This window comes from Variovorax sp. Root473 (genome assembly GCF_001426505.1).
Lineage (GTDB): Bacteria > Pseudomonadota > Gammaproteobacteria > Burkholderiales > Burkholderiaceae_C > Variovorax.
Genome location: NZ_LMEV01000017.1, coordinates 740544 through 766457, shown reverse-complemented (window position 1 = coordinate 766457; position 25914 = coordinate 740544). Strand labels below are relative to the sequence as shown.

General features: G+C 69.1%; 24 protein-coding genes and 1 riboswitch. Of the genes, 14 read left to right on the top strand and 10 right to left on the bottom strand.

Annotation, left to right across the window (positions count from 1 at the left end; translation table 11 throughout):
- Positions 1-5 precede the first annotated feature (5 nt).
- The 6 genes from ASD34_RS16850 to arsC all read left to right on the top strand — a co-directional run bounded on the left by ASD34_RS16850 (position 6) and on the right by arsC (position 6568).
- A complete protein-coding gene (locus ASD34_RS16850) occupies positions 6-884 on the top strand; it encodes a sugar phosphate isomerase/epimerase family protein (RefSeq protein WP_056582432.1) in 879 nt (292 codons plus the stop codon).
- A gap of 48 nt (positions 885-932) precedes the next feature.
- Positions 933-2027, top strand: coding sequence for a DNA glycosylase AlkZ-like family protein (locus ASD34_RS16845; RefSeq protein ID WP_056579700.1), 1095 nt, complete (start codon positions 933-935; stop codon positions 2025-2027).
- A gap of 328 nt (positions 2028-2355) precedes the next feature.
- Entirely contained in the window at positions 2356-4536 is a 2181-nt protein-coding gene (locus ASD34_RS16840) for a TonB-dependent siderophore receptor (RefSeq protein WP_056579698.1), read from the top strand.
- A 98-nt stretch (positions 4537-4634) separates the two neighbouring features.
- A riboswitch (FMN riboswitch) is annotated at positions 4635-4793 on the top strand.
- Between the two features lie 114 nt (positions 4794-4907).
- Positions 4908-5420, top strand: a complete 513-nt coding sequence (locus ASD34_RS16835) for a 6,7-dimethyl-8-ribityllumazine synthase (RefSeq protein ID WP_056579696.1) — start codon at positions 4908-4910, stop codon at positions 5418-5420.
- Between the two features lie 44 nt (positions 5421-5464).
- On the top strand, positions 5465-6163 hold the full coding sequence (locus ASD34_RS16830) for a glutathione S-transferase family protein (RefSeq protein WP_056579694.1): 699 nt from the start codon (positions 5465-5467) through the stop codon (positions 6161-6163).
- Between the two features lie 24 nt (positions 6164-6187).
- The gene (gene arsC / locus ASD34_RS16825; RefSeq protein WP_056579692.1) at positions 6188-6568 is read left to right on the top strand and encodes an arsenate reductase (glutaredoxin); all 381 of its coding nucleotides are present in this window, start codon (positions 6188-6190) and stop codon (positions 6566-6568) included.
- Here arsC and queG read toward each other — a convergent pair.
- Positions 6565-7647, bottom strand: coding sequence for a tRNA epoxyqueuosine(34) reductase QueG (gene queG, locus ASD34_RS16820; RefSeq protein WP_200937596.1), 1083 nt, complete (start codon positions 7645-7647; stop codon positions 6565-6567). The two genes, arsC and queG, sit on opposite strands and share 4 nt — an antisense overlap.
- On the opposite strand from queG, the gene tsaE reads away from it, so the two are divergent.
- Together tsaE and ASD34_RS16810 are read left to right on the top strand one after the other, a co-directional pair.
- Positions 7633-8127, top strand: coding sequence for a tRNA (adenosine(37)-N6)-threonylcarbamoyltransferase complex ATPase subunit type 1 TsaE (tsaE, locus tag ASD34_RS16815; RefSeq protein ID WP_056579690.1), 495 nt, complete (start codon positions 7633-7635; stop codon positions 8125-8127). The two genes, queG and tsaE, sit on opposite strands and share 15 nt — an antisense overlap.
- Positions 8124-9617: an N-acetylmuramoyl-L-alanine amidase gene (locus tag ASD34_RS16810; protein ID WP_056579688.1), complete on the top strand. Its 1494-nt coding sequence runs from the start codon at positions 8124-8126 to the stop codon at positions 9615-9617. The genes tsaE and ASD34_RS16810 overlap by 4 nt, the downstream gene beginning before the upstream one ends.
- Position 9618: 1 nt before the next feature.
- Here ASD34_RS16810 and ASD34_RS16805 read toward each other — a convergent pair whose 3' ends face one another.
- Both ASD34_RS16805 and ASD34_RS16800 read right to left on the bottom strand, forming a co-directional pair.
- Entirely contained in the window at positions 9619-10119 is a 501-nt protein-coding gene (locus tag ASD34_RS16805) for a DUF2938 domain-containing protein (protein ID WP_056582429.1), read from the bottom strand.
- A complete protein-coding gene (locus ASD34_RS16800; protein ID WP_056579685.1) occupies positions 10112-10984 on the bottom strand; it encodes a class I SAM-dependent methyltransferase in 873 nt (290 codons plus the stop codon). The genes ASD34_RS16805 and ASD34_RS16800 overlap by 8 nt, the downstream gene beginning before the upstream one ends.
- Positions 10985-11066: 82 nt before the next feature.
- Between ASD34_RS16800 and ASD34_RS16795 the strand changes: the two genes are divergently transcribed.
- Positions 11067-11507 carry a helix-turn-helix domain-containing protein gene (locus ASD34_RS16795; RefSeq protein WP_056579683.1) on the top strand — a complete coding sequence of 147 codons (441 nt, stop codon included), beginning with the start codon at positions 11067-11069 and terminating at the stop codon, positions 11505-11507.
- 158 nt (positions 11508-11665) lie between these two features.
- Positions 11666-11956 (top strand): glycine zipper domain-containing protein, encoded by a 291-nt coding sequence (locus tag ASD34_RS16790; RefSeq protein ID WP_235510096.1) that lies wholly within the window; start codon positions 11666-11668, stop codon positions 11954-11956.
- A 65-nt stretch (positions 11957-12021) separates the two neighbouring features.
- On the opposite strand, the gene ASD34_RS16785 is transcribed toward ASD34_RS16790, so the two are convergent.
- Entirely contained in the window at positions 12022-12693 is a 672-nt protein-coding gene (locus ASD34_RS16785; RefSeq protein WP_056579679.1) for a DedA family protein, read from the bottom strand.
- A 60-nt stretch (positions 12694-12753) separates the two neighbouring features.
- On the opposite strand from ASD34_RS16785, the gene ASD34_RS16780 reads away from it, so the two are divergent.
- On the top strand, positions 12754-13695 hold the full coding sequence (locus ASD34_RS16780; RefSeq protein ID WP_056579677.1) for a LysR family transcriptional regulator: 942 nt from the start codon (positions 12754-12756) through the stop codon (positions 13693-13695).
- Between the two features lie 4 nt (positions 13696-13699).
- Here ASD34_RS16780 and ASD34_RS16775 read toward each other — a convergent pair whose 3' ends face one another.
- From ASD34_RS16775 to ASD34_RS16765, 3 genes are all read right to left on the bottom strand, one after another.
- Positions 13700-15052, bottom strand: coding sequence for an MFS transporter (locus ASD34_RS16775; protein WP_082548757.1), 1353 nt, complete (start codon positions 15050-15052; stop codon positions 13700-13702).
- 41 nt (positions 15053-15093) lie between these two features.
- On the bottom strand, positions 15094-15915 hold the full coding sequence (locus tag ASD34_RS16770) for a fumarylacetoacetate hydrolase family protein (RefSeq protein ID WP_056579675.1): 822 nt from the start codon (positions 15913-15915) through the stop codon (positions 15094-15096).
- A 314-nt stretch (positions 15916-16229) separates the two neighbouring features.
- On the bottom strand, positions 16230-18020 hold the full coding sequence (locus ASD34_RS16765; RefSeq protein WP_056579673.1) for an IlvD/Edd family dehydratase: 1791 nt from the start codon (positions 18018-18020) through the stop codon (positions 16230-16232).
- 253 nt (positions 18021-18273) lie between these two features.
- On the opposite strand from ASD34_RS16765, the gene mutL reads away from it, so the two are divergent.
- Together mutL and ASD34_RS16755 are read left to right on the top strand one after the other, a co-directional pair.
- Positions 18274-20163 (top strand): DNA mismatch repair endonuclease MutL, encoded by a 1890-nt coding sequence (mutL, locus tag ASD34_RS16760; protein WP_056582427.1) that lies wholly within the window; start codon positions 18274-18276, stop codon positions 20161-20163.
- 441 nt (positions 20164-20604) lie between these two features.
- Positions 20605-21567 carry an alpha/beta hydrolase gene (locus tag ASD34_RS16755; RefSeq protein WP_200937594.1) on the top strand — a complete coding sequence of 321 codons (963 nt, stop codon included), beginning with the start codon at positions 20605-20607 and terminating at the stop codon, positions 21565-21567.
- A gap of 39 nt (positions 21568-21606) precedes the next feature.
- Here the strand turns inward: ASD34_RS16755 and ASD34_RS16750 are convergent, their stop codons facing one another.
- The 3 genes from ASD34_RS16750 to ASD34_RS16740 are packed head-to-tail and all read right to left on the bottom strand — an operon-like array spanning position 21607 to position 24746.
- Positions 21607-23868 (bottom strand): xanthine dehydrogenase family protein molybdopterin-binding subunit, encoded by a 2262-nt coding sequence (locus ASD34_RS16750; RefSeq protein ID WP_056579671.1) that lies wholly within the window; start codon positions 23866-23868, stop codon positions 21607-21609.
- A 10-nt stretch (positions 23869-23878) separates the two neighbouring features.
- On the bottom strand, positions 23879-24352 hold the full coding sequence (locus ASD34_RS16745; RefSeq protein ID WP_056579669.1) for a (2Fe-2S)-binding protein: 474 nt from the start codon (positions 24350-24352) through the stop codon (positions 23879-23881).
- 46 nt (positions 24353-24398) lie between these two features.
- The gene (locus tag ASD34_RS16740; protein WP_235510095.1) at positions 24399-24746 is read right to left on the bottom strand and encodes a c-type cytochrome; all 348 of its coding nucleotides are present in this window, start codon (positions 24744-24746) and stop codon (positions 24399-24401) included.
- Positions 24747-24948: 202 nt separating this feature from the next.
- Between ASD34_RS16740 and ASD34_RS16735 the strand changes: the two genes are divergently transcribed.
- Entirely contained in the window at positions 24949-25881 is a 933-nt protein-coding gene (locus ASD34_RS16735) for an AraC family transcriptional regulator (protein ID WP_056579667.1), read from the top strand.
- Positions 25882-25914 lie beyond the last annotated feature (33 nt).

The window sequence follows — 25914 nt, the reverse complement described above, 5'->3', positions numbered from 1 at the left end:
AAGCCATGCGCGATTTCTCGCAGAACCACGACTGGCTGTCGATCAACACGGCGACCATCCGCAAGCAGTCGGGCACCGAGGTACCGCTGGACCGCCTCATCGACCAGTGCGCCGAACGCGGCATCCGCGCCATCAGCCCGTGGCGCGACCAGGTCGCGGCCGTCGGGCTCGACAAGGTGGCGAAGCAGCTGAAGGCGCACGGCATCGGCCTCTCGGGCTACTGCCGTGGCGGCTTCTTTCCCGCGCCTGATGCGGCAGGACTGAAGGCCGCGCTCGACGACAACCGCCGCGCCATCGACGAAGCCAAGACGCTCGATGCGCCCTGCCTTGTGCTCGTCGTCGGTGCCCTGCCCGGCGCGCTCGACGGCAAGGCCGCATACACCGACATCGCCCGCGCGCGCAACGAGGTGCGCGACGGCATCGCCGCATCGCTCGACTACGCGCGCGAGGTCGGCATGCCGTTGGCCATCGAGCCCCTGCACCCGATGCAGGCAGCCGACCGCGCCTGCATCAACACGCTCGAACACGCGCTCGACCTGTGCGACGAACTCGACGCGGGCAGGAGCGGCATGCTCGGCGTGGCGCTCGACATCTATCACGTGTGGTGGGACCCGAAGCTGCAGCAGCAGATCGCCCGCGCCGGCCGCGAGCGGCTGCTGGCGTACCACGTCTGTGACTGGCTCACGCCGACGCGCGACCTGCTCTCCGATCGCGGAATGATGGGCGATGGCGTGGTCGAGTTGAAGAAGATCCGCGGCTGGGTCGAGGATGCAGGCTTCGCGGGTTTCAGCGAGGTCGAGATCTTTTCGAACCTCGACTGGTGGCAGCGGCCCGGGGCCGAGACGCTCGACGCTTGCATCGAGCGACACCGCAGCGCGGTCTGACGTCTGGCGCCGAAGCGAAAGGCAGCCGCCTGTGCTGCAATTCGCTTCATGGCTGACCCGACCCTCGACGACCTGCGCCGCTACGCGGTCGCGCGCACCCTCTTCACGCCCACGACGCTGCCCGCCGCGATCCGCAAGCTCGGCTTCGTGCAGGCCGACCCGATCCGCGCACCGGCGCGCGCACAAGACCTCACGCTGCGCCACCGCGTGAAGGACTACCGCGCAGGCGATCTCGAAAGCCGCTACACGCGCCTGGCGATCGAGGAAGACTGCCTCGTCAACTACGGCTTCCTGCCGCGCGAACACCTGGCACTCATGCATCCGCGCGAGGCCAAGCAGGCCTGGGACCCAGAGACGCGCCGCAAGGCCGCCGACGTGCTGGCCTATGTGCGCGAGCACGGCCCGGTGCATCCGCGCCAGGTCGAGCAGCACTTCGCGCATGGGCGCATCCAGAACTACTGGGGCGGCTCGAGCAACGCGACCACGCACCTGCTCGACGGCATGCACTACCGGGGCATGCTGCGCGTGGTGCGGCGCGACAGCGGCACACGGGTCTATGACGCCGTGACGCACGCGCCCGCCGACGACAGCCCCGCCGGCCGCGCGCGGCGCGCCGCCGCGCTCATCGAGCTGATCGTGCGCAAGTACGCGCCGCTGCCCGCCGCGAGCCTCACTTACCTCGTGCGCCTGCTCGGATATGGGGCGCCGCACCTGGCGGCCCAGACGCAGGCGGCGCTGCGCCTGGCGCGCGAACAGCTCGCGAGTTGCCGCATCGACGGCACCACCTGGTACTGGCCCTCCGACGAGAACCCGGCCTCGAAGCGCCATGCGCCCGACGATGCGGTGCGCCTGCTCGCGCCCTTCGACCCGGTGGTGTGGGACCGCCGCCGCTTCGAACTGCTGTGGGGCTGGACGTACAAGTTCGAGGCCTACACGCCGGCGCCGAAGCGGCAGTTCGGCTACTACGCGCTGCCGATGCTGTGGCACGACCGCGTGATCGGCTGGGCCAACGTGAGCGCGCCCGAGGGGCGGTTGCAGCCGGCCTTCGGCTATGCCGACGCGAAGAAGCCACACGGCGCGGCCTTCCGCGCAGGGCTCGACGAAGAACTGCAGCGCATGACACAGTTCCTCGCGGGCCGCTGACGCCGCCCGGCAGCTGCCCTTTTATAATCACCCGCCTCAGCCAGCCGCCCGCGTCCGCCGCGAGCCCGCCAGCCGTCTTCGAAGGAACGAAGACGCAGCAGCCGGAGCGACGACATCTCCCGTCGTCGCCCCCGGCCACTGCCCCCACGACGCCGTAGACACACAACACCAGCCGGTGCGCCTTCCTTTCGGAATGCGCCACGGCACGCGCTCGTTCGTTTCCGTTTTTTTCGATCGCACCCGAGAAGCCATGGCGCGCCCCGACCGCGCGCCGCAGCCACTCCCCCGCCCTAGACACGTCCGACGCAGGACACAGGAGAAGCTGCACATGACATTCAAGAATCGCCGCCCCGGAACGCCGCTCGCGCGGCGGGGCTATGCCGCGTTCGCGGCCACCGCCGTGGCGCTTGCCGCCAGCGCACACGCCCATGCACAAGAAGCCGCCGCGGCCGAAACGCGGCAGGCCCTGCCCACCGTCACCGTCTCGGGCGATGCGGGCGAGACCGCCACCGGTCCCGTGACAGGCTTCGTCGCCAAACGCGGCAGCACCGCCACCAAGACCGACACGCCGCTGATCGAGACGCCGCAGGCCATCTCGGTCGTCACGCGCGACCAGATGGAAGCGCAGGGCGCGCTCACGCTGCGCGAGACCACCAACTACACGGCCGGCGTGGTGTCGAGCTACTTCGACAGCCGCGGTGACTCGTTCAAGGTGCGCGGCGGTGACGCCGTCCAATACCTGGACGGCATGCAACGCACCTACGGCGTCTACAACAGCAGCAAGCCCGAGCCGTACATGCTCGAGCGCGTCGAGCTGCTGCGCGGCCCCTCGTCGGTGCTCTATGGCCAGGGTGGCGTCGGCGGCGTGCTGAACCTCGTCTCCAAGCGCCCGCAGGCCGAGACGCAGCGCGAGGTGCAGCTGCAGCTGGGCAGTCACTCGCGCAAGCAGATCGCCGCCGATTTCACCGGCTCGCTCGATCCCGAGAGCAAGTGGATGTACCGCCTGGTAGCCGTGAACCGCGACAGCGGCACGCAGGTCGACCATGTGCCCGACGACCGCATCCTCATCGCGCCCTCGCTCACCTGGCGCCCGAACGCCGACACCTCGCTCACGCTGCAGGCGTCCTACCAGAAGGACAAGAGCGGTTCGCTGATCGGCTTCTTCCCGTGGCAGGGCACGCTGCTGCCCTCGCTGTACGGCCGCATCCCGACCTCGACCTTCACGGGCGAGCCCGGCTTCGATCGCTTCGACACGCGCAGCACCTCGCTGGGCTACCTGTTCAGCCACCGCCTCAACGACACCTGGACGGTGCGCCAGAACCTGCGCTCGACGGAAAGCAAGGTCTGGTACAACACCTCGTACACCAGCTTCACGGCCAACCGCCTCACGGGTCGGCCGGCGCGACCGGTGTTCAACGCCGACCAGCGCACCATCGAGCGCGACCTGAGCAGCGACATCAACGGCGGCAAGATGCTGCTGCTCGACAACCAGGCCGAGGCGCACTTCAGGACTGGCGAGGTCGCGCACACGCTGCTGCTGGGCGCCGACTTCCAGCGCAACACCACCTCCAAGCTGTCGGGCCGCGGCCGTGCGGGCGCGCTGGACGTGTACGCACCGGTGTACGGCAACTACACGGCCCCCACCAGCTTCACGCGCGCGCCCGAGGTGGTGCAGAAGCAGGCGGGCATTTATGTGCAGGACCAGGTCAAGTACGGCCGCTGGATCGGCCTGCTGGGCCTGCGCCACGACAAGGCCACCACCGACACCGAAGGCCGCCCCGCCGCGGCCGCCGACGACAAGGCCACCACCAAGCGCGCCGGCCTGGTCTACCTGGCCGACGGCGGCTGGGCGCCGTACCTCAGCTATGCCGAATCGTTCCTGCCACTGGGCGGCGTCGACACGTCGAACAACCCTTTCAAGCCGCAGCGCGGCAAGCAGTGGGAAGCAGGCGTGAAGTGGGAGCCCGCGGGTCAGCGCACCTCGTTCATGGCAGCCGTGTACGACCTGCGCGACACCAACCGCAAGACCACCGACCCGACCAATCCGCTCAACAGCGTGCAGCTCGGCGAAGTGCACGTGAAGGGCCTGGAGCTCGAATACAAGGGCAGCATCGCGCGCGACTGGGACTGGACCGCCTCGTACGCGTACACCGACGCCCGCGTGTCCCAAAGCAACGGCTCCGACCTGGGCAAGCGCCTCTCGGGCGTGCCCAGGCACACGGCCTCGGCCTGGGTGACCAAGCGCTTCTCGATCGGCGGCCTGCACGGCTTCTCGGCCGGCGGCGGCGTGCGCTACATGGGCAAGTCGTACGACGGCATGGACAACAACCCCGTGCCCGCGGTCACGCTGTTCGACGCGATGTTCGCGTGGGACAACGGCCCGCTGCGCCTGGCGCTCAACGTGGCCAACCTGACCGACAAGGTGCAGATCACCACCTGCCTGGCGCGCGGCGACTGCTTCTACGGCCAGCGCCGTACCCTGACTGCCAGCGCCACGTACCGCTTCTGAAGCAAATCCCCGCGCGCTCGAAGGTCTGGCGCGCGGGTGACAACCCGGCGCTGTGCGGGGCTTCTAGAATCGCGCGGTCGCCCGGTTCGCCGGACGGCAAGCGTTCTCAGGGCGGGGTGCAATTCCCCACCGGCGGTGATGGCGGCGAAAGTCGCACAAGCCCGCGAGCGCCTCGAACCTTCTACAGGTTCGAGGGTCAGCAGATTTCGGTGCGATTCCGAAGCCGACGGTCACAGTCCGGATGAAAGAGAGCGCGAAATGCGGGCATGCCCGCGCGTCTTTGCTTTGCTCTTTGGGGGCACACAGGCGCGCGAGCGGGCCTGTGGTTTCGTGCGCCCTGATTCAGGAAACCTGCTTTCAAGAGGCACACCATGAGTCAGATCAACGACCTTCCCCTTTCTGCCGTCACCGCGTCGGGTTCGCCGCGCGGCCAGCGCATCGCATTCGTGCAGGCGCAATGGCATTCCGACATCGTCCACCAGGCCCGCGACGCCTTTCTCGAAGAGATGGCGCGCCTGGGCGTGGCGCGTGAGCTCATCGACATCTTCGATGTACCCGGCGCCTTCGAGATTCCGCTGCACGCCAAGCGCCTGGCCAACTCGGGCAAGTACGCGGCCATCATCGGCTGCGCGCTGGTGGTGGACGGCGGCATCTACCGCCATGAGTTCGTCGCCAACACCGTCGTCAGCACGCTGATGTCGCTGCAGCTGGAAACCGACGTGCCGATCTTCTCGGCCGTGCTCACGCCACACCATTTCCACGAGCACGTGGAGCACCGCAAGTACTTCCACCGCCACTTCGCGATCAAGGGCACGGAAGTGGCCGAAGCCTGCTTCAGGACGCTCGAGGCGCTGGACAAGGTCGACGCGCTGCTCGCCGCCTGACCCCGCAGTTGGCAAGCGGCGCAAGCCTGCAGTAACCTGCGCGGATGGCCTCTTCATCCGCTTCGGCGGCCGCAGCAGCTGCCGACCGCTACACCCTCTATGGCGCGCCCGGTTCGGGCGCCACACCCATCCATGCCGCGCTGACGCTGATCGGCGCGCAGGTCGACACGGTCGACGTCGCCCCGTGGGAGGGCGCATCCGAGCGCGAACGGCTGACCGACGTCAACCCGATGCAGCAGGTGCCCGCGCTCGTGCTGCCATCGGGCGACGTCATGACCGAGAGCGCGGCCATCCTCATCTGGCTGGGCGACCGCTATCCCGAGGCCGGGCTCTGCCCCGCGACCGGCGACCCGCGCCGCGCGCAGTACCTGCGCTGGATGGTCTATCTGCCCGCGTCGATCTATTCGATGTTCTGGGTGCGCGACGAACCGACGCGCCTCACGCCCGAGCCCGCGGCGCAGGCGACGATGCTCGAACGCACGGCCGAGCGCATCGCGCAGTGCTGGCACCTCATGGACACGCAGATCGACGAGCCTGCGCCCTACCTGCTCGGTGACAAGATCAGCATGCTCGACCTGTACGTGACCGTGATGTCGCGCTGGACGCCGACCCGCCGGCGCTTCTACCGCGTGGCGCCGCGCATGGCGCGCATGGTGCGGCGCGTAGACGCCGACCCGCGGCTGGCGGAATTCTGGGCGGCGCGCTTTCCCTTCTCGCTGGATACGAGCGCGCCGGGAGGCTGAACCCAGTTTCCTATCATCGACCCCATGACCGCACGCACACCGACCACCGCCTATCCGATGACGATCTACCACAAGCCCAACTGCAGCACGTCGCGCAACGTGCTGGGGCTGATCCGCGAAAGCGGCGTGGAGCCCGAGATCGTCCTGTACCTGGAAACGCCGCCCTCGAAGAAGAAGCTGCGCGAGCTGGCGAAGGCCATGGGCCTGACGGCGCGCGACCTGCTGCGCGCGAAGGAGGCGCCCTACGAAGAACTGAAGCTGGCAGACGACAAGCTGACCGACGACCAGCTGTTCGACGCGATCGTGGCGCACCCGATCCTCTTGCAGCGCCCGATCGTCGTCTCTCCGCGCGGCACGCTCATGTGCCGCCCCTGGGAGCGCGTGCGCGAGATCCTCCCCGCTTAAACCGGCTGATCTTCGGGCTGTTGCGCCAGCCCCCACGCGACGTGCTCGCGCACCAGATCGCTCGGGTGTTCCGCGCGCGAGGCCAGCGCTTCCTTCGCGCCGGCCTCGCCTGACCTCACTGCATTGCCCAGCGCCACCGCGATGTTGCGCAGCCAGCGCTCGTGGCCGATGCGGCGGATCGGGCTGCCTTCCGTGCGGCGCAAAAAGTCTTCCTCGCTCCACGCGAACAACTCGGCCAGCGTGCGGCCCGTGAGCCCTTCGCGCGCATCGAAGTCGGGCAGCGTGCTCTTCTTCGCGAACTTGTTCCAGGGGCAGATCAACTGGCAGTCGTCGCAGCCGTAGATGCGGTTGGCCATGAGCGGACGCAGCTCCGTCGGGATGGCGCCGGCATGCTCGATCGTCAGGTACGAGATGCAGCGGCGCGCATCGAGCCGCTGCGGCGCGACGATGGCGCGCGTCGGGCACACGTCGATGCAGGCGCTGCAGCTGCCGCAGTGCGCGCTGACAGGTTCGCTGGGCGGCAGGGCCATGTCGACATAGATTTCGCCCAGGAAGAACATCGAACCCGCATCGCGGTCGAGCACCAGCGTGTGCTTGCCGCGCCAGCCCTGGCCGCTGCGCGAGGCCAGCTCGGCCTCGAGCACCGGCGCCGAATCGGTGAAGGCGCGATGGCCGAAGGGGCCGACCTCTTCGGCGATCTTCTCGGCCAGTTTGGCGAGACGGTTGCGCAGCACCTTGTGATAGTCACGGCCCCGCGCGTAGACCGACACGATGGCCTCGCCGGGACGCTTGAGGCGGTCGAACTCAACGGCCTGCCAGTCGCCGGGCGTGCCCTGCGGCAGGTAGTCCATGCGCGCGGTGATCACGCTCACCGTGCCCGGCACCAGTTCCGCGGGCCGCGCGCGGCGCGTGCCGTGGGTTGCCATGTATTGCATTTCTCCATGGAACCCATGGGCCAGCCATTGCATCAGACCGTCTTCGGCGCTCGACAGATCGACGCCCGCGATTCCGATTTGGGAGAATCCGAGTTCCCGGGCCAAGGCCTGAATACGAGCAACGAGTGGATGGCTGACGATCACTTGCCGATTGTAGAAACGCGCACCCTGCGCTGGCAGGGCGAAGACGACACCGACGCGCTGGCGCGCGCGCTCGCCGCATCGCCCGCGCTGCGCGACGCGTTCATCGCGCTGCAGGGCGACCTGGGCGCCGGCAAGACCACCTTCGTGCGCCACCTGCTGCGCGCGCTCGGCATCACCGGGCGCATCAAGAGCCCCACCTACGCGGTGGTCGAGCCGCACGAGGCGCCCGACGGGCTGGCCATCTACCACTTCGACTTCTACCGCTTCGCCGATCCGCGCGAATGGGACGACGCGGGCTTCCGCGACATCTTCGCGGGCCCGGGCCTCAAGCTGGCCGAGTGGCCGGAGAACGCCGCGGGGCGCACCCCACCTGCCGACCTAGCTATTAAAATAGAAGCAATGACCGACGACACCCGCAGCGTGACCCTCCTGGCGAACACCCCTCGCGGCAGCGATCTGCTGGCGTGCCTGGCCGCATGAAGGCGACCGGCCTGAAACGACGCGTGCTGCTGCAAGGCGGCAGCGTCGCGCTGATGCTGGGCGTGCACCAGATCGCGCGCGGCGCCAGCATCCTCGCCGTGCGCGTGTGGCCCGCCGCCGACTACACCCGCGTGACCATCGAGTCCGACGCCCGCCTCAACTCGCAGCAGCTCGTGGTCGGCAGCCCGCCCCGGCTGGCCGTGGACATCGAGGGCATCGACCTGAACACCGAGCTGCGCGACCTGGTCGGCAAGATCAAGCCCGGCGACCCGTACATCAACGGCCTGCGCATCGGGCAGAACGCACCGAAGGTGGTGCGCATCGTGTTCGACCTGAAGCAGACCGTGCGCCCGCAGGTGTTCTCGCTGGCGCCCGTGGCCGCCTACAAGCACCGGCTGGTGCTCGACCTGTACCCCGAACAGGCCATCGACCCGATGGAAGCGCTCATCGCCGAACGGCTGCGCGATGCGCCCAAGAACGGCAGCAGCAGCGCGCCGAACAACGGCACGGCTGTCGCGACCGCGCCGCCCGCCGCGCCCTCGCCGGCCCCCGCCCCCGTGCGCCCCGCCATGCCGCCCGGCGACCCGCTGGGCGACCTGATGGCGCAGCAGGCCGCGCGTCCCGCGCCCTCCGGCCCCGCACCGGCCTTGCCGCCTGGCGGCATGCCGCTGCCGCCGGCACCGCCGCCTGTGGTGGCCGCGGCGCCCCCGGCCCGGCCCGTGACACCGCCGGGCCCGCCGCCGCGCGCCACGGCCAGCCGCACCGACCGCATCATCATCGTCGCGCTCGACCCCGGCCACGGCGGTGAAGACCCCGGCGCGATCGGCCCGAACGGTACGCGCGAGAAAGACATCGTGCTGCAGGTGGCGCACCGCCTGCGCGAGCGCATCAACGCGGCCAGCGTCAACGGCAGCCCGATGCGCGCATTTCTCACGCGCGACGCCGACTTCTTCGTGCCGCTGGGCGTGCGCGTGCAGAAGGCGCGGCGCGTGCAGGCCGACCTGTTCGTGAGCATCCACGCCGACGCCTTCACCACGCCCGCCGCGCGCGGCGCCAGCGTGTTCGCGCTGAGCCAGAGCGGCGCCTCGAGCAGCGCCGCGCGCTGGCTCGCCAACAAGGAAAACGATGCCGACAAGGTCGGCGGCGTGAACGTGGGCAACCACGAGGTGCAGGTGCAGCGCGCGCTGCTCGACATGAGCACCACTGCGCAGATCAACGACAGCCTGAAGCTCGGCGGCGCGATGCTCGGCGAGATCAAGGGCATCGGCGCGCGGCTGCACAAGGCGCAGGTCGAGCAGGCCGGCTTCGCGGTGCTGAAGGCGCCCGACATTCCGAGCGTGCTGGTCGAAACCGCCTTCATCAGCAACCCCGAGGAAGAAGCCAACCTGCGCCGCGCCGACTACCAGGAGAACCTGGCCGACGCGCTGATGCGCGGCATCCAGCGCTACTTCGCACAGAACCCGCCGCTGGCGCGCAGCCGCCAGCTTTGATCTAGACGCCGATCACACCGGCGAACCGGGCGGCCAGGTACAGGCCGACGCCGAAGATGCCGTGCGTGACCAGGCTCTGGAACCGCGCCATCGCGGGGCGCGGCGTGCGGCGCGCCGCAAAGCCCGCCCCCATGGCCGGCTGCATCACGCAGAACGGCGCCACCAAGCTGCCGATGCCGACGATCAGCGCGGGGCCGAGCGTCGGCTGGCGAGCCCACGCCAAGCCCCAGCCCGCGACCAGCACCGCTGCGAACGCGATGCCGATCAGGTAGTGCGCAGTCCAGCCGATGACGCGCTCGCCGGACACGCGCGGCGATTTCGCAATGGGATCGTGGAAGAAGCGCCCGCGCGTCAGGTGCACGAGCCAGCGGCCGACGAGTGCGTAGTCCAGCGAGGAAATGCCGAACAGGCGCCGACGCAGCACCGACCCAAGGTCCATCAACACCGTTGCACCCACGCCGATCCACAACGTGCGCAGTGCGAATTCGACCGCCTCAGACACGGCCACGCTCCTGCGCCGTCGCGCGCGCGCCGATCGTCCAGCAGGCCGCGACAAAGCGCACCTCGTCGCCACGCACATACGGCGCGAAGGCGGCGTGCAAGGTCTCGACGACCTGCGCGCGCGTCGCTGCATCCGCCTCCTGCAGGACCAGCCCGACCGGCCCGAGCCGCGTGAAGTAATCGGCCAGCGCCGTCGCGGGGAACGCGCACTCGACCTCGAACGGCTGGATGTCGATGTCGCGCCACCCGCTCGCGTCGAGGATCTGCGCGACCCGCGCGCGGTCCGCGAACGCAAACTGGCCCGGTGCGTTCGGCCGGCGCGGCGGCAGGCTGGGCAGCATTGGCGCAGCGGCGCGCTCGGCCGTCGTCATGAACGGGTTGTCGGCCCCGCCGCGCCAGGCAATGCAGCGCAGCGCCGCGCCCTGCGTTGCCGCGCGCCGCAGGTTCGCGAAGGCGCGCACCGGGTCGTCGAAGAACATCACGCCCAGGCGCGAGATGACCATGTCGAACGCGGCCGGCTCGAAGGCGTGGCCCTGCACGTCGGCGCAGACGAAGCGGGCCGACGGGAGCGCCTCGCGCGCAGCGCGGCCTTGCGCCGCCTCGATCATCGGCGCCGAGATGTCGACGCCGAGGCACAGGCCCGTCGCGCCCAGTTGCCTCGCCACGGCGAGCGTCGTGCGGCCGGTGCCGCAGCCGACGTCGAGCACGCGGCAAGCGCCTTCGGCGCGTACCGCGCTGGTCAGTCGCGCCTCGAGCGGCTGGAACATCGCGTCAAGCACCGCCTGTGTCTGAACCCAGGCGCTGCCGGCGCGCCCGTTCCACAGGGCAGCCTGTTCCGCATTGGCGGGAGATGTGTGGTCGTCCATGATCGTTTTCCTCAAGATGCCTTCAAGCGGCGAAAGCTAGACTGTGCCAATTCAAGTCGACTTGAAGTCAAGGGGCCAGCAGATGGACATCTCGGAAGTGGCGCAACGCGCCGGCGTCCCTGCCTCGACGCTGCGCTTCTATGAAGAAAAAGGGCTGATCGCTTCGACCGGCCGGCACGGCCTGCGCCGCGTGTTCGCGCCCGACGTGCTGGAGCGGCTGGCGCTCATCGCGCTGGGGCGCGCCGCCGGTTTCTCGCTGGAGGAGATCGGCCACATGTTCTCGCCCGAAGGCAAGCCGCGCATCGACCGACAGGTGCTCGCCGACAAGGCACAGGACCTCGACCGCACGATCCGCCAGCTCACGGCGATGCGCGACGGCCTGCGGCACGCGGCGGTCTGCCCCGCGCCCAGCCACATGGAATGCCCGACCTTCCGCCGCATCCTGCGGGCGGCGTCATCGGGTGCGCTGGAAGCCCCGAAGAAAAGAGCACCGAAGCCGCCCCCCAAGCCCCGCGCCGCCTGACCCCACGCGTTTGCTTGCACGCGTTGCGTCCCGCAACACGCGCCCTGTCCCACGCCGCGCGGCCCGCCCCCGCGCACAGGCACGTGCGGCAGGCTCCTACACCGCGAAATGCATACTTTTGACCATGATGAGCCATCACTCCTCGAAAGGTGGACACCATGTTGAAGACACGTCTCTGGATCGCCGCTGCAGCTGCCACTTCGGTCATGACGCTGGCAGGTTGTGCGAGCGGTCCCAACCAGAACCTCGGCACCGGCATCGGCGCACTCGGCGGCGCGGCGGTGGGCCATGCGATCGGCGGCAACACCGGGGCCACGCTCGGCGGCGCAGCCATCGGCGGCGTCATCGGCAACCAGGTGGGCCGCAACGTCGACGAACGCAACTACTACAACCAGCAGCGCTACCCGCGCGGCAGCGGCTACTACCCGGACAACGGGCCGCGTTACTGATCTACACCCTCAACGAAAAAACGCGCCATCCGGCGCGTTTTTTCATGGGGTGACTCCGTCGCGACTCAGGCCTGCGAGTGCTGTCCCGCCGCCCGGGCCTTCTCGGCCTTCGAGGCGCGCCACGCGCCGAAGATGGCCAGCAGGCCGGGCACGAAGATCAGCGCCCAGATGATCTTGTCCAGGTGCAGCCGCACGAACGGCAGGTTGCCGAAGAAATAGCCCGCGGTGGCAATGCCCAGCACCCAGAGCAGCGCGCCACCCACGTTGTAGGCCGTGAACTTCGCGCGGTTCATCTCGGCCACACCGGCCACGAAGGGCGCGAAGGTGCGAATGAAGGGCATGAAGCGCGCGAGCACGATGGTGATGCCGCCGTAGCGCTCGTAGAAGCTGTGGGCCTGGTCGAAGGCCTTGCGGTTGAAGAAGCGCGAGCTCTCCCACTGGAACACCTTGGGCCCGAAGTAGCGCCCGATCGAGTAGTTGCACTGGTCACCCAGAATGGCCGCGGCGATCAGGATGCCGCAGGCCAGCGGAAAGCTCATGAGCCCCACGCCGCACAGCGCGCCCACGATGAACAGCAGCGAGTCTCCCGGCAGGAACGGCATCACCACGGCACCGGTCTCGACGAACACGATCAGGAACAGCAGCGCATAGACCCACGGGCCGTAGGCGACCACGAAGGCCTCGAGATGTTTGTCGACGTGAAGAATGAAGTCGACGAGAAAGCTGATGATTTCCATGGGCGCGGATTATCCTTGCTGCCGCCCCCCGCCCTTTTCGAATCCCCCCACGCCCGCGACATGAAGAAGATAGAGCCCCGACTCCTGCAGGCCTTCGTGGCCGTGGCCCGCGAGGGCTCGGTGTCGCGCGGTGCGCAGCGCCTGTTTCTCACGCAGCCGGCCGTGAGCCTTCAGCTCAAGGAGCTGGGCGCGCTGGTCGAACTCGAACTGTTCCAGCGCACGCCGACTGGCCTGCTGCTCACGCGCGATGGCGCGGCGCTGCTCAACCATGCCGAGCACGCGCTCGAAGGCCTGAACGATTTCGCGGTGGCGGCCGAGCGGCTCAAGGGCGGCGTGCGCGGCTCGCTGCGCATCGGCACCATCCTCGATCCCGACTTCACGCGGCTCAGCCCTTTCCTCACGGAACTGGTGGCGCTGGCGCCCGAGCTCGAGACCGAGCTGCACCAGGGCACGAGCGGCGACGTGCTGGCCCAACTGCTCAACAAGGAACTGGACATCGGCTTCTACCTCGGCGATCCCGAGGCCACCGACCTGCCGCAGGCCGGCGCGGCCGCGCGCCGCCAGGACGGCGGCCTGCTGTTCCATTCGCAGGTGCTCGCGCGCTTCAACTACCAGGTGATCGGCCCGAGCGGCTGGGCGCCGCAGCTGCTGGGCCGCGACTGGCCCGAGCTGGCGTATCTGCCGTGGGTGCTGGCACCGCCGACCTCGTCGCATTCGCGGCTGCTGGCGCCGGTGCTCCAGGCCCACAAGCTGGTGCTGAAGAAAGCTGCGCAAGCCGACCAGGAGATGTCGATGCTGGCGCTGGTGCGCGCGGGCGTCGGCATTTCGCTGGCGCGCGATGCGCTGGCGCTGCAGGCCAGCCAGCGCGATGGCCTGGTCATTGCAGACCGCGTGAGCATCGGCTGCGACCTGCGCTTTGTCTGCCTGGCCGGCGCGCTCAAACGGCCGGAGGTGGACTGCGCGTGGCAGGCCCTGTCGCGCGTCTGGCGACAGGCGTTCTGAACAATCAGGCGCGCGCCCGGCCGTCGCGCACGGCCGCCGGCGGCGCCGCCGCCCCGCTCTTCGTCGCCACGCGCCAGCCCTTGGGCATGAGCGCCAGCATCAGCGCGGCCAGCAGCGCCGCGCTGCCCAACGTGTACAGCCCCGCGGCCGAGCCACCGTGGTTCTGCTCCACATAGGTCCGCAGGTTGGGCGCCACGAAGCCGCCCAGGTTGCCGATGGAGTTGACCAGCGCAATGCCCGTCGCAATGCCCAGCCCCGACAGCCGCTCCGACAGGAAGGCATAGAAGATCGGCGTGCCCGACAGGTAGGTCGATGCGCCGATCGACAGCGCCGCGATCGCGAAGATCGGCGAGCCGTGCGCCGAGAGGCACACGCACACACCGAAGATCGTGTACAGCGTGGCCACGGTGACGCGGCGGCGGTCGTGGTGACGGTCGGACCAGCGCGTGACGAAGTACACGACGAACAGCGCCAGCAGCCACGGAATGCTGGTGACCAAGCCGACCAGCAGGCCGATCTTCTGGCCCAGGATCTGCCCCACCTGGGTCGGGAGATAGAAGATCAGGCCGTAGGCCGCGATCTGCACGATGAAGAAGTTGATCGCGAAGAACATGACGCGCGGATTGCACAGCGTCTGCCACACGGTCTGCGGGCTGTCGGCCGACTTTTCCGCCGCTTCCTGGTCGAGCACGGCCTGCAGCGCGCTCTGCTGCGCGGTCGTGAGCCAGGGCGCGTTGTGCGGCCGGTCGACGATGACGAAGAAAGCCACGATGCCCACCACCACGGCCATCAGGCCCTCGATGAGGAACATCCACTCCCAGCCCTTGAGGCCGCCGATGCCGTTCATGTCGAGCAGCGCACCGGAAATCGGCCCGCCGATGACGAGCGCGCCCGCAAAGCCGAACAGCAGGATGCCGTTGGCCTGCGCGCGCACCTTCGCAGGGAACCAGTAGGTCAGCGTGAGCAGCACGCCGGGGTAAAAGCCCGCTTCCGCAATGCCGAGCAGGAAGCGCAGCACGTAGAAGGAGGTCTCGGTGGTGGCGAACATCATGGCCGAGGCCACGAGCCCCCAGGTGACCATGATCCGGCACAGCCAGATGCGCGGGCCGACGCGCGACAGGATCACGTTGCTCGGCACCTCGAAGATCGCGTAGCTCACGAAGAAGATGCCGGCGCCGAGCGCGAAGGCGCTGTTGCTCAGGCCGGTGTCGATCTGCAGCGCCTGCTTGGCGAAGCCGACGTTCACGCGGTCGAGGATCGACATGATGTACATGACGATCAGCATCGGCAGCAGGCGCCAGCGCGCCTTGTGGATGGCGCCGGTGACCAGTTCGCCGTAGGGACTCGTGGTTGTCATTGTTGTTGTCTCCTGAATAGGTCGGTCTGAAAGACGTGCGACTAACCGCGCGCAACGGCGCCGTGGACCGGGTTCGTCACTGAACCCAGCCCATCGATCTCGACCGAGACCACGTCGCCGCGCTTGAGGAAGCGTGGCGGCTTGAGGCCCAGTCCGACGCCGGCGGGCGTGCCGGTGAGGATCAGGTCGCCGGGTTCGAGCGTGATGGCGCGCGAGAGGTACGCCACGAGGAACGCGACCGAGAAGATCATCTCGCGGGTGTTGGACGACTGCACGGCCTCGCCGTTGACGAGGCAGCGGATGCCCAGCGATTGCACATCGGCCACTGCGTCGCGCGTGACGACGGTGGGCGCGAGCGGACAGAAGCCGTCGAGCGATTTGCCGCGCACCCATTGCGCCTCGCCCAGTTGCACGTCGCGCGCGCTCACGTCGTTGGCAGCGACGTAGCCGAACACGTGCGAGAGCGCGTCGGCTTCGCTCACGCCTTGTGCGCGTTTGCCGATGACGACGCCGAGTTCAGCCTCCCAGTCGACCTTCTCGGTGAAGCCTTCGGGCCAGGTGATCGCGTCGCCATCGGCGGCCAGCGTGTTGCTGAACTTCGCGAACACGACGGGCTTCTCGGGGATGGCCAGGCCGGTCTCGATGCAATGGTCGCGGTAGTTGGCGCCGATGCAGATGATGTTTCTCGGGGCGAACGGCAGCGTGGGCTTGACGTCGGCGAGGGGGATCGGCTGGCCTGCGTCGCGCCAGGGCTTGCCTTCGACGATGTCCTGCATGCGGGCCGCATCGACGGGCTGCAGTGCGCCGTCCTTGATGTAGCCCACGCGGGGGCCCTGCGGCGTTTGAACGCTCATCCACTTCATGTCTGACTCCTTCTTTGATTTGAAAAAATTCTTTTGGCCGTGGTCGTTCAGGGCGTGTGCACAGGCCACCGGGCACTTCCCTCCGCGAATGTCCCCCGGGGCTTCGCCCCTCCTCCTTGATTTCGCTGCGGGAAGCACCCAGTGCCCTGAGCACGATGGGCGCGGTCGTTGTGCGGGCCGATCAACACGTGCCCTGAACACGCTCACGTCGATGGGGTGCCTTGCGCAGCGAAATCAAGGAGGAGGCCGCAGGCCGGGGGACATTCGCGGAGCAAGGCTCCCCGTCGGCGGGAGCGTCGCCCTGAAAAAAGTCCTCAGTGATTCCGACGAGGGATCCCCGCCGTCTGCGCCACGCGCTGGTACTTGGTCGCCGGCTTCAGCACCATGCCTTCGGACAGCGTGTCCACCATCGCGCGCTGGATCTCTTGCCACGGCGTCTGGCTCGCGGGAATCGGGTAGCCGCCCTTCGCCTCGAGGTCGCGGGCGCGGGCCTGCAGCACTTCGTCGTCGACGAGCATGTTGACGGTGCGCTCCTTCAGGTCCACGCGCACCTTGTCGCCGGTCTGCAGCAGCGCCAGGCCCGTGCCTGCGGCGGCTTCGGGCGAGGCGTTGAGGATCGACGGCGAGCCCGAGGTGCCCGACTGCCGGCCGTCGCCGATGCAGGGCAAGGCCGACACGCCGCTCTTGAGCAGGTGCGACGGCGCGCGCATGTTGACCACCTCCGACGAGCCCGGGTGCCCGATGGGGCCGACGCCGCGCATGAACAGGATGCAGCTCGCGTCGATGTCCAGCGACGGGTCTTCGATGCGGGCTTCGAAATCTTCCGGGCCGTCGAACACGATGGCGCGGCCCACGAAGGCGTCGAGGTCGCCGGCCTGGCTCAGGTAGCGCGCGCGGAACTCGTCGGAGATCACGCTGGTCTTCATGATCGCGCTGTCGAACAGGTTGCCCGACATCACGAGGAAGCCGGCGTTCTCGCGCAGCGGCTGCTCGAAGGGACGGATCACGTCGGCGTCTTTCACGGGCGCGTCGGCGCAGTTGACGGCGAGCGTGTGGCCGTTGACGGTGAACGCATCGGTGCGGATCAGGCCGTGGCGGTGCAGCTCGGCAACCACCGCGGGCACGCCGCCCGCACGGTAGAACTCCTCGCCGAGGTACTTGCCGGCGGGCTGCATGTCCAGCAGCAGCGGCACGTCGAGGCCGACCGTTTCCCAGTCCTGGATGTTGAGTTCGACGCCCGCATGCTTGGCGATGGCGATGAGGTGGATCGGCGCGTTGGTCGAACCGCCGATGGCCGAGTTGACGACGATCGCGTTCTCGAAGGCCGAGCGCGTGAGGATGTCCGAGGGCTTGAGGTCTTCGCGCACCATGTCGACGATGCGCCGGCCGGTTTCGTAGGCCATCTGGCCGCGCTCGCGGTAGGGCGCGGGAATGGCCGCGCAGCCGGGCAGGCTCATGCCCAGGGCTTCGGCCAGGGCGTTCATCGTCGAGGCCGTGCCCATCACGTTGCAGTGGCCGGCCGAGGGCACCGTGGAGCCCACGAGGTCGATGTAGCCGGGGAAGTCGATGCTGCCCTTGGCGAACAGCTCGCGCGCCTTGAACAGCGTGGTGCCGGTGCCGGTGCGCTGGCCTTCGTGCCAGCCGTTGAGCATCGGGCCGCCCGACAGCACGATGGCGGGAATGTTGGCGGTGGCCGCGGCCATCAGTGCGGCGGGGGTGGTCTTGTCGCAGCCGGTGGTCAGCACCACGCCGTCGATCGGATAGCCGGTGAGGATCTCGACGAGCCCCAGGTAGGCCAGGTTGCGGTCGAGCGCGGCCGTGGGGCGGCGGCCGTTCTCCTGGATCGGGTGCATCGGGAACTCCATCGCGATGCCGCCCATCTCGCGGATGCCCTCGCGCACGCGCAGCGACAGCTCGCGATGGTGGCGGTTGCAGGGCGTGAGGTCGGAGCCGCTTTGCGCGATGCCGATGATCGGCTTGCCCGATTGCAGCTCTTCACGGGTGAGGCCGTAGTTCAGGAACCAGGCCAGGTGCAATACGGAGAGTTCGCTGTGCGCGGGGTTGTTGAACCAGGCGGCGGAGCGCAGGGGGCGGGGTGTCGTCATGGCGTCGGCTTTCAGGGGGGTCTGCGAACGCGCGCGGCGGCCCCCTGCGCGGCATGGCGCTGGGCCATGGCGGTGTCCTGGGTGTCTCCGGTGCGTTCTTGTTTGTGGTGCGAATACGTTGGCGAAGGGGAGCTTAGGTTTTCGCCTTCGCCAAAGCCAATGAGATCGGTTGAGGATCGGTATAAGCGCGCCAAATACACCGCCGATACCCCGCCACCGGCCCCGTCCGGGCGCCGCTTTTAGAATGTTTCCGGTGAGTGCCCTCCCCTCCTCCCTCCCCCCCGCCGAACGACGTCCGATCCGTGAACTCCCCGACGAACTGATCAGCCAGATCGCCGCCGGGGAAATGGTCGAGCGCCCCGCCTCGGTGGTGCGCGAACTGCTCGACAACGCGCTGGACGCCGGCGCGCGCCAGATCACCGTGCGCCTGGCCTCGGGCGGCGTGCGGCTGATCTCGGTGGAAGACGACGGCCTGGGCATTCCGCGCGAAGAACTCACGGTGGCGCTGCGCCGCCACGCCACCAGCAAGATCGCGAGCCTGAGCGACCTCGAAACGGTCGGCACCATGGGCTTTCGCGGCGAGGCGCTCGCGGCCATCAACGCGATTGCCGAACTCAGCATCCTCTCGCGCTTCACCGGCGCCGACAGCGCCTTCGTGCTCGACGGCGGCACGGGCGAACTTCGGCCCGTGGCCCGCGCGGTGGGCACCACGGTCGAGGTGCGCGAGCTGTTCTTTGCCACGCCCGCGCGGCGCAAGTTCCTGAAGACCGACGCCACCGAGCTGGCCCACTGCATCGAAGCCGTGCGCCGCCATGCATTGGCGCGGCCCGAGGTGGGCTTTTCGGTGTGGCACGACGGCAAGCTGGTCGAACAGTGGCGCGCCGCCGCCACGCCCGAGCAGCGGCTGGCCGATGCGCTGAGCGACGATTTCGTGTCGCAGAGCGTGGCCGTGCTGCGCGAAGGCGGCCCGGTGCGCGTGGTCGGCCGTGCCGGCATTCCCGACGCGGCGCGCTCGCGCAACGACCAGCAGTTCTTCTACGTCAACGGTCGCTTCGTGCGCGACAAGGTGCTGTCGCACGCCGTGCGCAGCGCCTACGAAGACGTGCTGCACGGCCAGCGCCAGCCGGTGTACGTGCTGTACCTGGAGATCGACCCCGCGCGCGTCGACGTCAATGTGCACCCGACCAAGATCGAGGTGCGCTTTCGCGACGGGCGTGAGGTGCACCAGGCGGTGCGCCACGCCATCGAGGACGCGCTGGCCGCACCGCGCGCCGGCGATGCCCTGGCGTCGGCCGACGCGCCGCCGCAGCCCTTCTTCAAGCCGACGCCGCTGCCGCCGAGCGCGAGCTGGTCGCAGCCCGCGATCCCGTTCCAGGCGCGCGAGCGCGGCGCCGGCGACTTCGAGGCCATGTGGCCGCGGCGCTCCGAGGAGCAAGGCCATGCGCTGGTCACGGGTGCACCGCAGTGGCAGACCGAAGCGCCGGCGATGTCGTTCCGCGCGCCGGTCGGGCTGCCGGACGACGAGGCTTCGCCCCCCGCCCCCGTCATGAACCAGGACGCCTGGCCGCTGGGCCGCGCGCTGGCGCAGTTGCAGGGCATCTACATCCTGGCCGAGAACAGCCAGGGCCTCGTGATCGTCGACATGCACGCGGCGCACGAGCGCATCGTCTACGAGCGCCTGAAGACCCAGCTCGATGGCGCGGCCATCACGAGCCAGCCGCTGCTGATCCCCGCCACCTTCGCGGCCACGCCGCAGGAAGTGGCCACGGCCGAGGCCTGCGCCGAGGTGCTGCCCACGCTGGGGCTGGAGATCACGCCTTTCTCGGCCCGCACGCTGGCGGTGCGCGCCGTACCCGGCACGCTGGCCGACGGCGACCCGGTGGAGCTGGCGCGCAGCGTGCTCGCCGAGCTGGGCCAGCACGACGCAAGCACCGTGGTGCAGCGCGCGCAGAACGAGCTGCTGTCGACCATGGCCTGCCACGGCGCGGTGCGCGCCAACCGCAAGCTCACCATCGACGAAATGAACGCCCTGCTGCGCCAGATGGAGGCCACCGAGCGCTCCGACCAGTGCAACCACGGCCGGCCGACCTGGCGCCAGCTGTCGATCCGGGAGCTCGATTCGCTGTTCATGCGCGGGCGCTGAGCCTCAAGGTTTCGCGTCATCGGCGGCCACGCCGACATGCCTGCGCGTGACGGCGGCCCGCACCACAAGCATTGAGATACCGACGGCGCTGGTGGCCGCGGCTGCATTGCGTCGTTGCATACGGATGACCGACACCGCGCCGTTGGACTTTCACCACAAAACGCGGGGATCGACGCGCACCGGCACCCGCGCATGGTGGTGTATTTCATGCAGCCCGCCGCGGGCTGAGCACCACAGTCCACGACGAATAAGCGCTGTCAGCGCCCGTTATGGGGGTTTTCGAGGATTTTTTGGCGTCATCCGCAGCGCAGGCACGCACGTTGCATGGTCTCGTGCCAAGCGCCGACGAGCGCCGCACAGGGGGAGCTGACACGTGGTGCCGACACGTTTCAGAAAGCAAGCAGATGAACTTTCGGCCGACTTCCGCTGTCCTTTCACCCAATGATCAAACGCTGGCCCCTCCTCGCGTCCATCTTTTCGCTCTGTGCCCTGCTGGCCGCTGGCTGTTCGACCCTCGACGAACGGCAGCGTGAGTGGATCTTTCAACCCAGCGACCGCAGCTGGGGCAACTCGGCCCTCATGACCGAAGGCATGCAGGACGTCTGGATCGACTTTCAATCGTCCATCACCGGTGAACCGGCGCGCCTGCACGGCCTGTGGCTCGGCGGCGCTCCTGAAACCACCGAAACGCCCGTGCTGCTGTACCTGCACGGTGCGCGCTACAACGTGGCTGGCTCGGCCCCCCGCATCCAGCGCATGCACGAGCTGGGCTTCTCGGTGCTGGCGATCGACTACCGCGGCTTCGGCAAGAGTTCCAAGGGCCTGCCTTCGGAAGCCTCTGCCCGCGAAGACGCCCGCGCCGCCTGGACCTGGCTCGCCGCGCGCCATCCGCGCCAGCATCGTTACATCTTCGGCCACTCGCTGGGCGGCGCCATCGGCATCGACCTGGCGGCCACGGTGGGCGACGAGAGCGGCACCATCGTCGAGAGCACCTTCACCTCCATCGCCGACGTGGCCAGCAGCTTCAAGTGGGGCTGGCTGCCCTTCGGGCCGTTCATCACGCAGCGCTTCGAGGCGATTCGCACCGTCAAGGACATCGGCGCGCCGCTGCTCGTGGTGCACGGCACGGCCGACAGCCTGATCAACCCGACGCTCGGGCGCAAGCTGTACGAAGCGGCCACGGTGCCCAAGATGTTCGTGCTGGTCGAGGGCGGCTCGCACCACAACACCAACTCGGTGGGGGCGGCGCAGTACCGTGCGGCGCTGTCGCAGCTGTTTCGCATGAAGCCCGAGGGCAGCAGCACGCTGGCGGACAGCCGGCCGCAGCCTGCGGTGCCTTCCGCCGCGCTGTCGCCGCAAGAGGTGCGGGGCGAGGCGCGTGCGCCCGCACCCGCAGCCATCTAATCCAACCTCAACCGGCGTTTGCGCCGGTCCGTTCCCGCGTCAGGCCGAGGCCAGGTCGAACGGCAGCTGGCGCAAGGGCTTGCCGGTCAGCTGCGCGACGGCATTCGCGAACGCAGGCGCCAGCGGCGGCAGGCCGGGCTCGCCCATGCCCTTGGGCGCATCGGCACTCGGCACGATGTGCACGTCGAACTCGGGCACCTGCGTGATGCGCGCCACGGTGAAGTCGCCGAAGTTGCCCTGCTGCACGACGCCGTCCTTCAACGTGATGGCGCTGCCCTGCAGGCAGGTCGACAACCCCATCACCGCCGCGCCCTGCACCTGCGCTTCCACGCTGCGCGGGTTCACCGCCAGGTTGCAATGCACGCCCGAGGTCACGCGGTGCAGCACCGGCTGGCCGTCCTTGACCGAGGCTTCGACCACATAGGCCACCACCGACTCGAAGGACTCGTGCACCGCCACGCCCCAGGCGCGGCCTTCGGCCAGCTTCTTCTTGCCGTAGCCGCTCTTGTCCACCGCCAGTTGCAGCGCAGCGCGGTGGCGCGGGTGCTTGTCGCCGAACAGCTGCATGCGGTAGGCCACCGGGTCCTGCTTCGTGCTGCGCGCGACCTCGTCGATCAGCGTTTCCATCACGAAGGCCGTGTGCGTGGAGCCCACGCTGCGCCACCACAGCACCGGCACGTTGACCTGCGGGTGATGCACGGTGAGGCGCATCGGCACGGGGTACGGGTCGCGCATACCTTCCACGGCGGTGGCGTCGATGCCGTCCTTCACCATCATTGCGGCGAACACCGAGCCCGCGGTGATGGACTGGCCCACGATGACGTGGTCCCACGCCAGGATCTTGCCGCGCTCGTCGAAACCGATGCGCGCGCGGTGCAGGTGCATGGGCCGGTAGTAGCCGCCCTTGATGTCGTCCTCGCGGCTCCAGAGCAGGCGCACCGGCGCGTCGAGGCCGGCCGTGCGCGCGGCCTTGGCGACCTCGCAGGCCTCGACCACGAAGTCGCTGCTCGGCGCGAAGCGCCGTCCGAAGCCGCCGCCCGCCATCTGCACGTTGACCTTGACCTGCGAGGGAGCCAGCTTCAGCGTGCGCGCCGCGGCCTGGCCGTCACTGTCGGCGGACTGCGTGCCGACCCACAGCTCGGCGCGCCCTTCCGACAGCTTCACGGTGCAGTTCTCGGGCTCCATCGGCGCGTGCGCGAGGTACGGGAACACGAACTCGGCTTCGAGCTTGTGCGGCGCATTGGCCAGCGGCGCCATGTCGGCGTCGAACTTGCGGTTGCCGGGGCGGCCGGCCAGCTCGCGGTATTGCGCGAGCTGCTTGTCGCTGTCGACCTTCTCGACGGCGGCGGTGTCCCATTGCAGCTTCAGCGCGTCGCGGCCCAGCTTGGCCGGCCAGTAGCCGTCGGCCACCACGGCCACGCCTTCGGCGCCGCGGTCCAGCGGAATGCGCAGCACCGCCTTCACACCCTTGACGGCGCGCGCGGCGCTGTCGTCCACCGACGCCAGGCGGGCACCGAACACCGGCGGATGCGCCACCACGGCCGTGAGCTGGCCGGGTTGGCGCACGTCGATGCCGAAGTCCTGCTTGCCGCTGCTCTTGGCGCGCGCGTCCAGGCGCGTGGTCGGGCGGCCGATGATGCGGAAGTCCTTCGGGCTCTTCAGCGTGACCGTCTCGGGCACCGGCAGCGCCATGGCTGCTTCGGCCAGCTCGCCATAGCCCGCCTTGCGCCCGCCCGGGCCGATCACGGTGCCGGCCTGCGTGCGCAGCGTGGCCACGTCGACCTTCCAGCGCTGCGCCGCGGCCGACAGCAGCATGGCCCGCGCACGCGCGCCCAGTTCGCGGTACTGCGTGTAGCTGTTCTTGATCGAGTTGGAACCGCCGGTCAGGTGCATGCCGAAGAGCGGGTCGGCATAGGCGGCATCGTTGGTGCCGCTGCGGCTGCGCACCAGGGCCCAGTCGGCATCGAGCTCTTCGGCCAGGATCATCGGCAGGCCGGTCTGCACGCCCTGCCCGAATTCGAGTCGGTTGATGGTCACCATGACCTCGCCATTGGGCGAGATCTGCACGAAGGCCGACGGCTGTTGCGTCGGCTTGAGCGCGCCGCCGGCCTTGGCCGGACCGTCGGCCTGCGCCATGGCCAGGTGGGGGAAGGCGCCGAGCGCGAAGCCACCGGCGCCGACGATCTTCAGGAAGCTGCGGCGCGGCAGCGTGGCGGCCTCGTCGGTGTCGCGGGTCGAAGCCTGGGCCATCAGGCGCTGCAGCGCGCGCGGCAGTTCGTTGTAGTTGATGTGGGGCAGCATGTCGGCTCCTTCAGGCGAGGGTCTTGGCCGCATCGGCCACGGCGGCGCGGATGCGGGCGTAGGTGCCGCAGCGGCAGATGTTGCCCGCCATGGCCGAGTCGATCTCGTCCGCGCTGGGCTGCTTGCCCTTGGGCAGCGACTGCAGGAACGCCGTCGCACTCATGATCTGGCCGCTCTGGCAGTAGCCGCACTGCGCGACATCGTGCTTGACCCACGCGGCATGCACGGCAGCGCCCACGCGGTCGCTGCCGCCGGTCACGGCTTCGATGGTGGTGATCTTCTTGCCCTCGGCTGCCGCGATGGGCGTGACGCACGAGCGGATGGCCTGGCCGTCCATGTGCACGGTGCAGGCGCCGCACAGCGCCGCGCCGCAGCCGAACTTGGTGCCGGTCATGCCCAGCGTGTCGCGCAGGGCCCAGAGGATGGGGGTGCCGGGGTCGGCGTCGACCGTGTGGTCACGGCCGTTGACGTGGAGCGCGCTCATGTTGTTGTTCTCCGTGGATTGGGTTGATCTGAAGGAAGGATTTGGTTCACTTGGCGCCGTCGAGCACCCATTGCGCGAGCGCCTGCAGGTCTGCGTCGGGGACCTGGGCTTGCGCGGGCATGGGCATCGCGCCCCACTTGCCCGAGCTGCCGCCCTTGATGCTGGCCGCCAGCTGCGCGGCCGTGCCCTTGCCGTCGCCGTAGCGCGCGCCGATTTCCTTCCAGGAAGGGCCCACCACCTTCACGGCGGGCTGGTGGCAGGCCACGCACGCGTACTTCTGCGCCAGCGCGGTGCTGGCGAAGGCGGGCGCGGACCCGGCCATGCTCGCGCCGATGGCCAATGCGGCCACGAGCGAGGCGGTGATGCGATGCGAATGTCGTTCGTCGTGGGTCATTTCTTTTTTCATCATCGTGGAGGGAAAGCACGGTCCTCGCGCCGCGCGCCAAGACTTCACGGCGGCCAGTGTCCGATGAAGCGCGCGCGGCCACTTGCCCAATCCGCGCGCGTTCTTGCCTGAAACAACGAGACTGCGCCGGAAACGCCAGTCGCATGAGAAGCGCCCGATAGACTTTGCGCAAGCAGCCGAAAGGATTCAGATGGAAGTTCTACCGCCGACGCATCCAGACGATTCGGCCGTCCTCGGCGCCCTGGCCACGGCCGTCGGGCGCATTGCCCGAAACGACGGCGACCACGCCACTGCCATTCCCGAACTCTCGCTGCACCGCCGCAGCGCCGCGACCGAGCCCGTGCATTGCATCTACGGCTTCGGCCTGGGCATCACCGTCGGCGGACAGAAGCGCGCGGCGCTCGGCGACGAGATCTATGAATACGGCGCCGGCCAGTCACTGCTGATCACGGCCGACCTGCCCGTGGTGGCGCACGTCACCCGCGCCAGCGCGGCGCAGCCCTTCCTGGGCCTCATGATCCGGCTCGATCCGCGCGCCATCGTGCAGGTGGCGACCGAGATGGCGTTGCCGCCGCCGTCCAGGGAGCCCCACAACCAGCGCGCCCTGTCGCTGGGCGCGCTCGACCCGACGCTGCTGGGCACCGTCACGCGGCTCGTCGAGCTGCTGGCCGAGCCCCGGCTCGTTCCGCAGCTCGCGCCGCTGCTGCAGAAGGAAATCGTCGTGCGCCTGCTCGCCGGGCGCCATGGCCCGCAGCTGCAGCGCCTCATGACCGTCGGCTCGCCCAGCCAACAGGTGGCGCAGAGCCTGGCGTGGCTCAAGATGAATTTCAGGAAGCCGGTGCAGGCGGACGAGCTGGCCGCGTCCGCGCACATGAGCCCGTCGACCTACCGCCAGCACTTCCGCGCCGTGACCGGCATGAGCCCGATGCAGTACCTGAAGCAGCTGCGCCTGCAGGAAGCCCGGCAGCTGATGCTCAACCAGAACATCGACGCAGGCACGGCCGGCGTGCGCGTCGGCTACGAAAGCGCCTCGCAGTTCAGCCGCGAGTACGCGCGCCTGTTCGGTGCGCCGCCGCTGCGCGACATCCGGCGCATGCGGGACGCGACCGTCGTCGTCGCCTGAAGCACGGGGTCTGCGTCGCGGGCAACCCCCGCG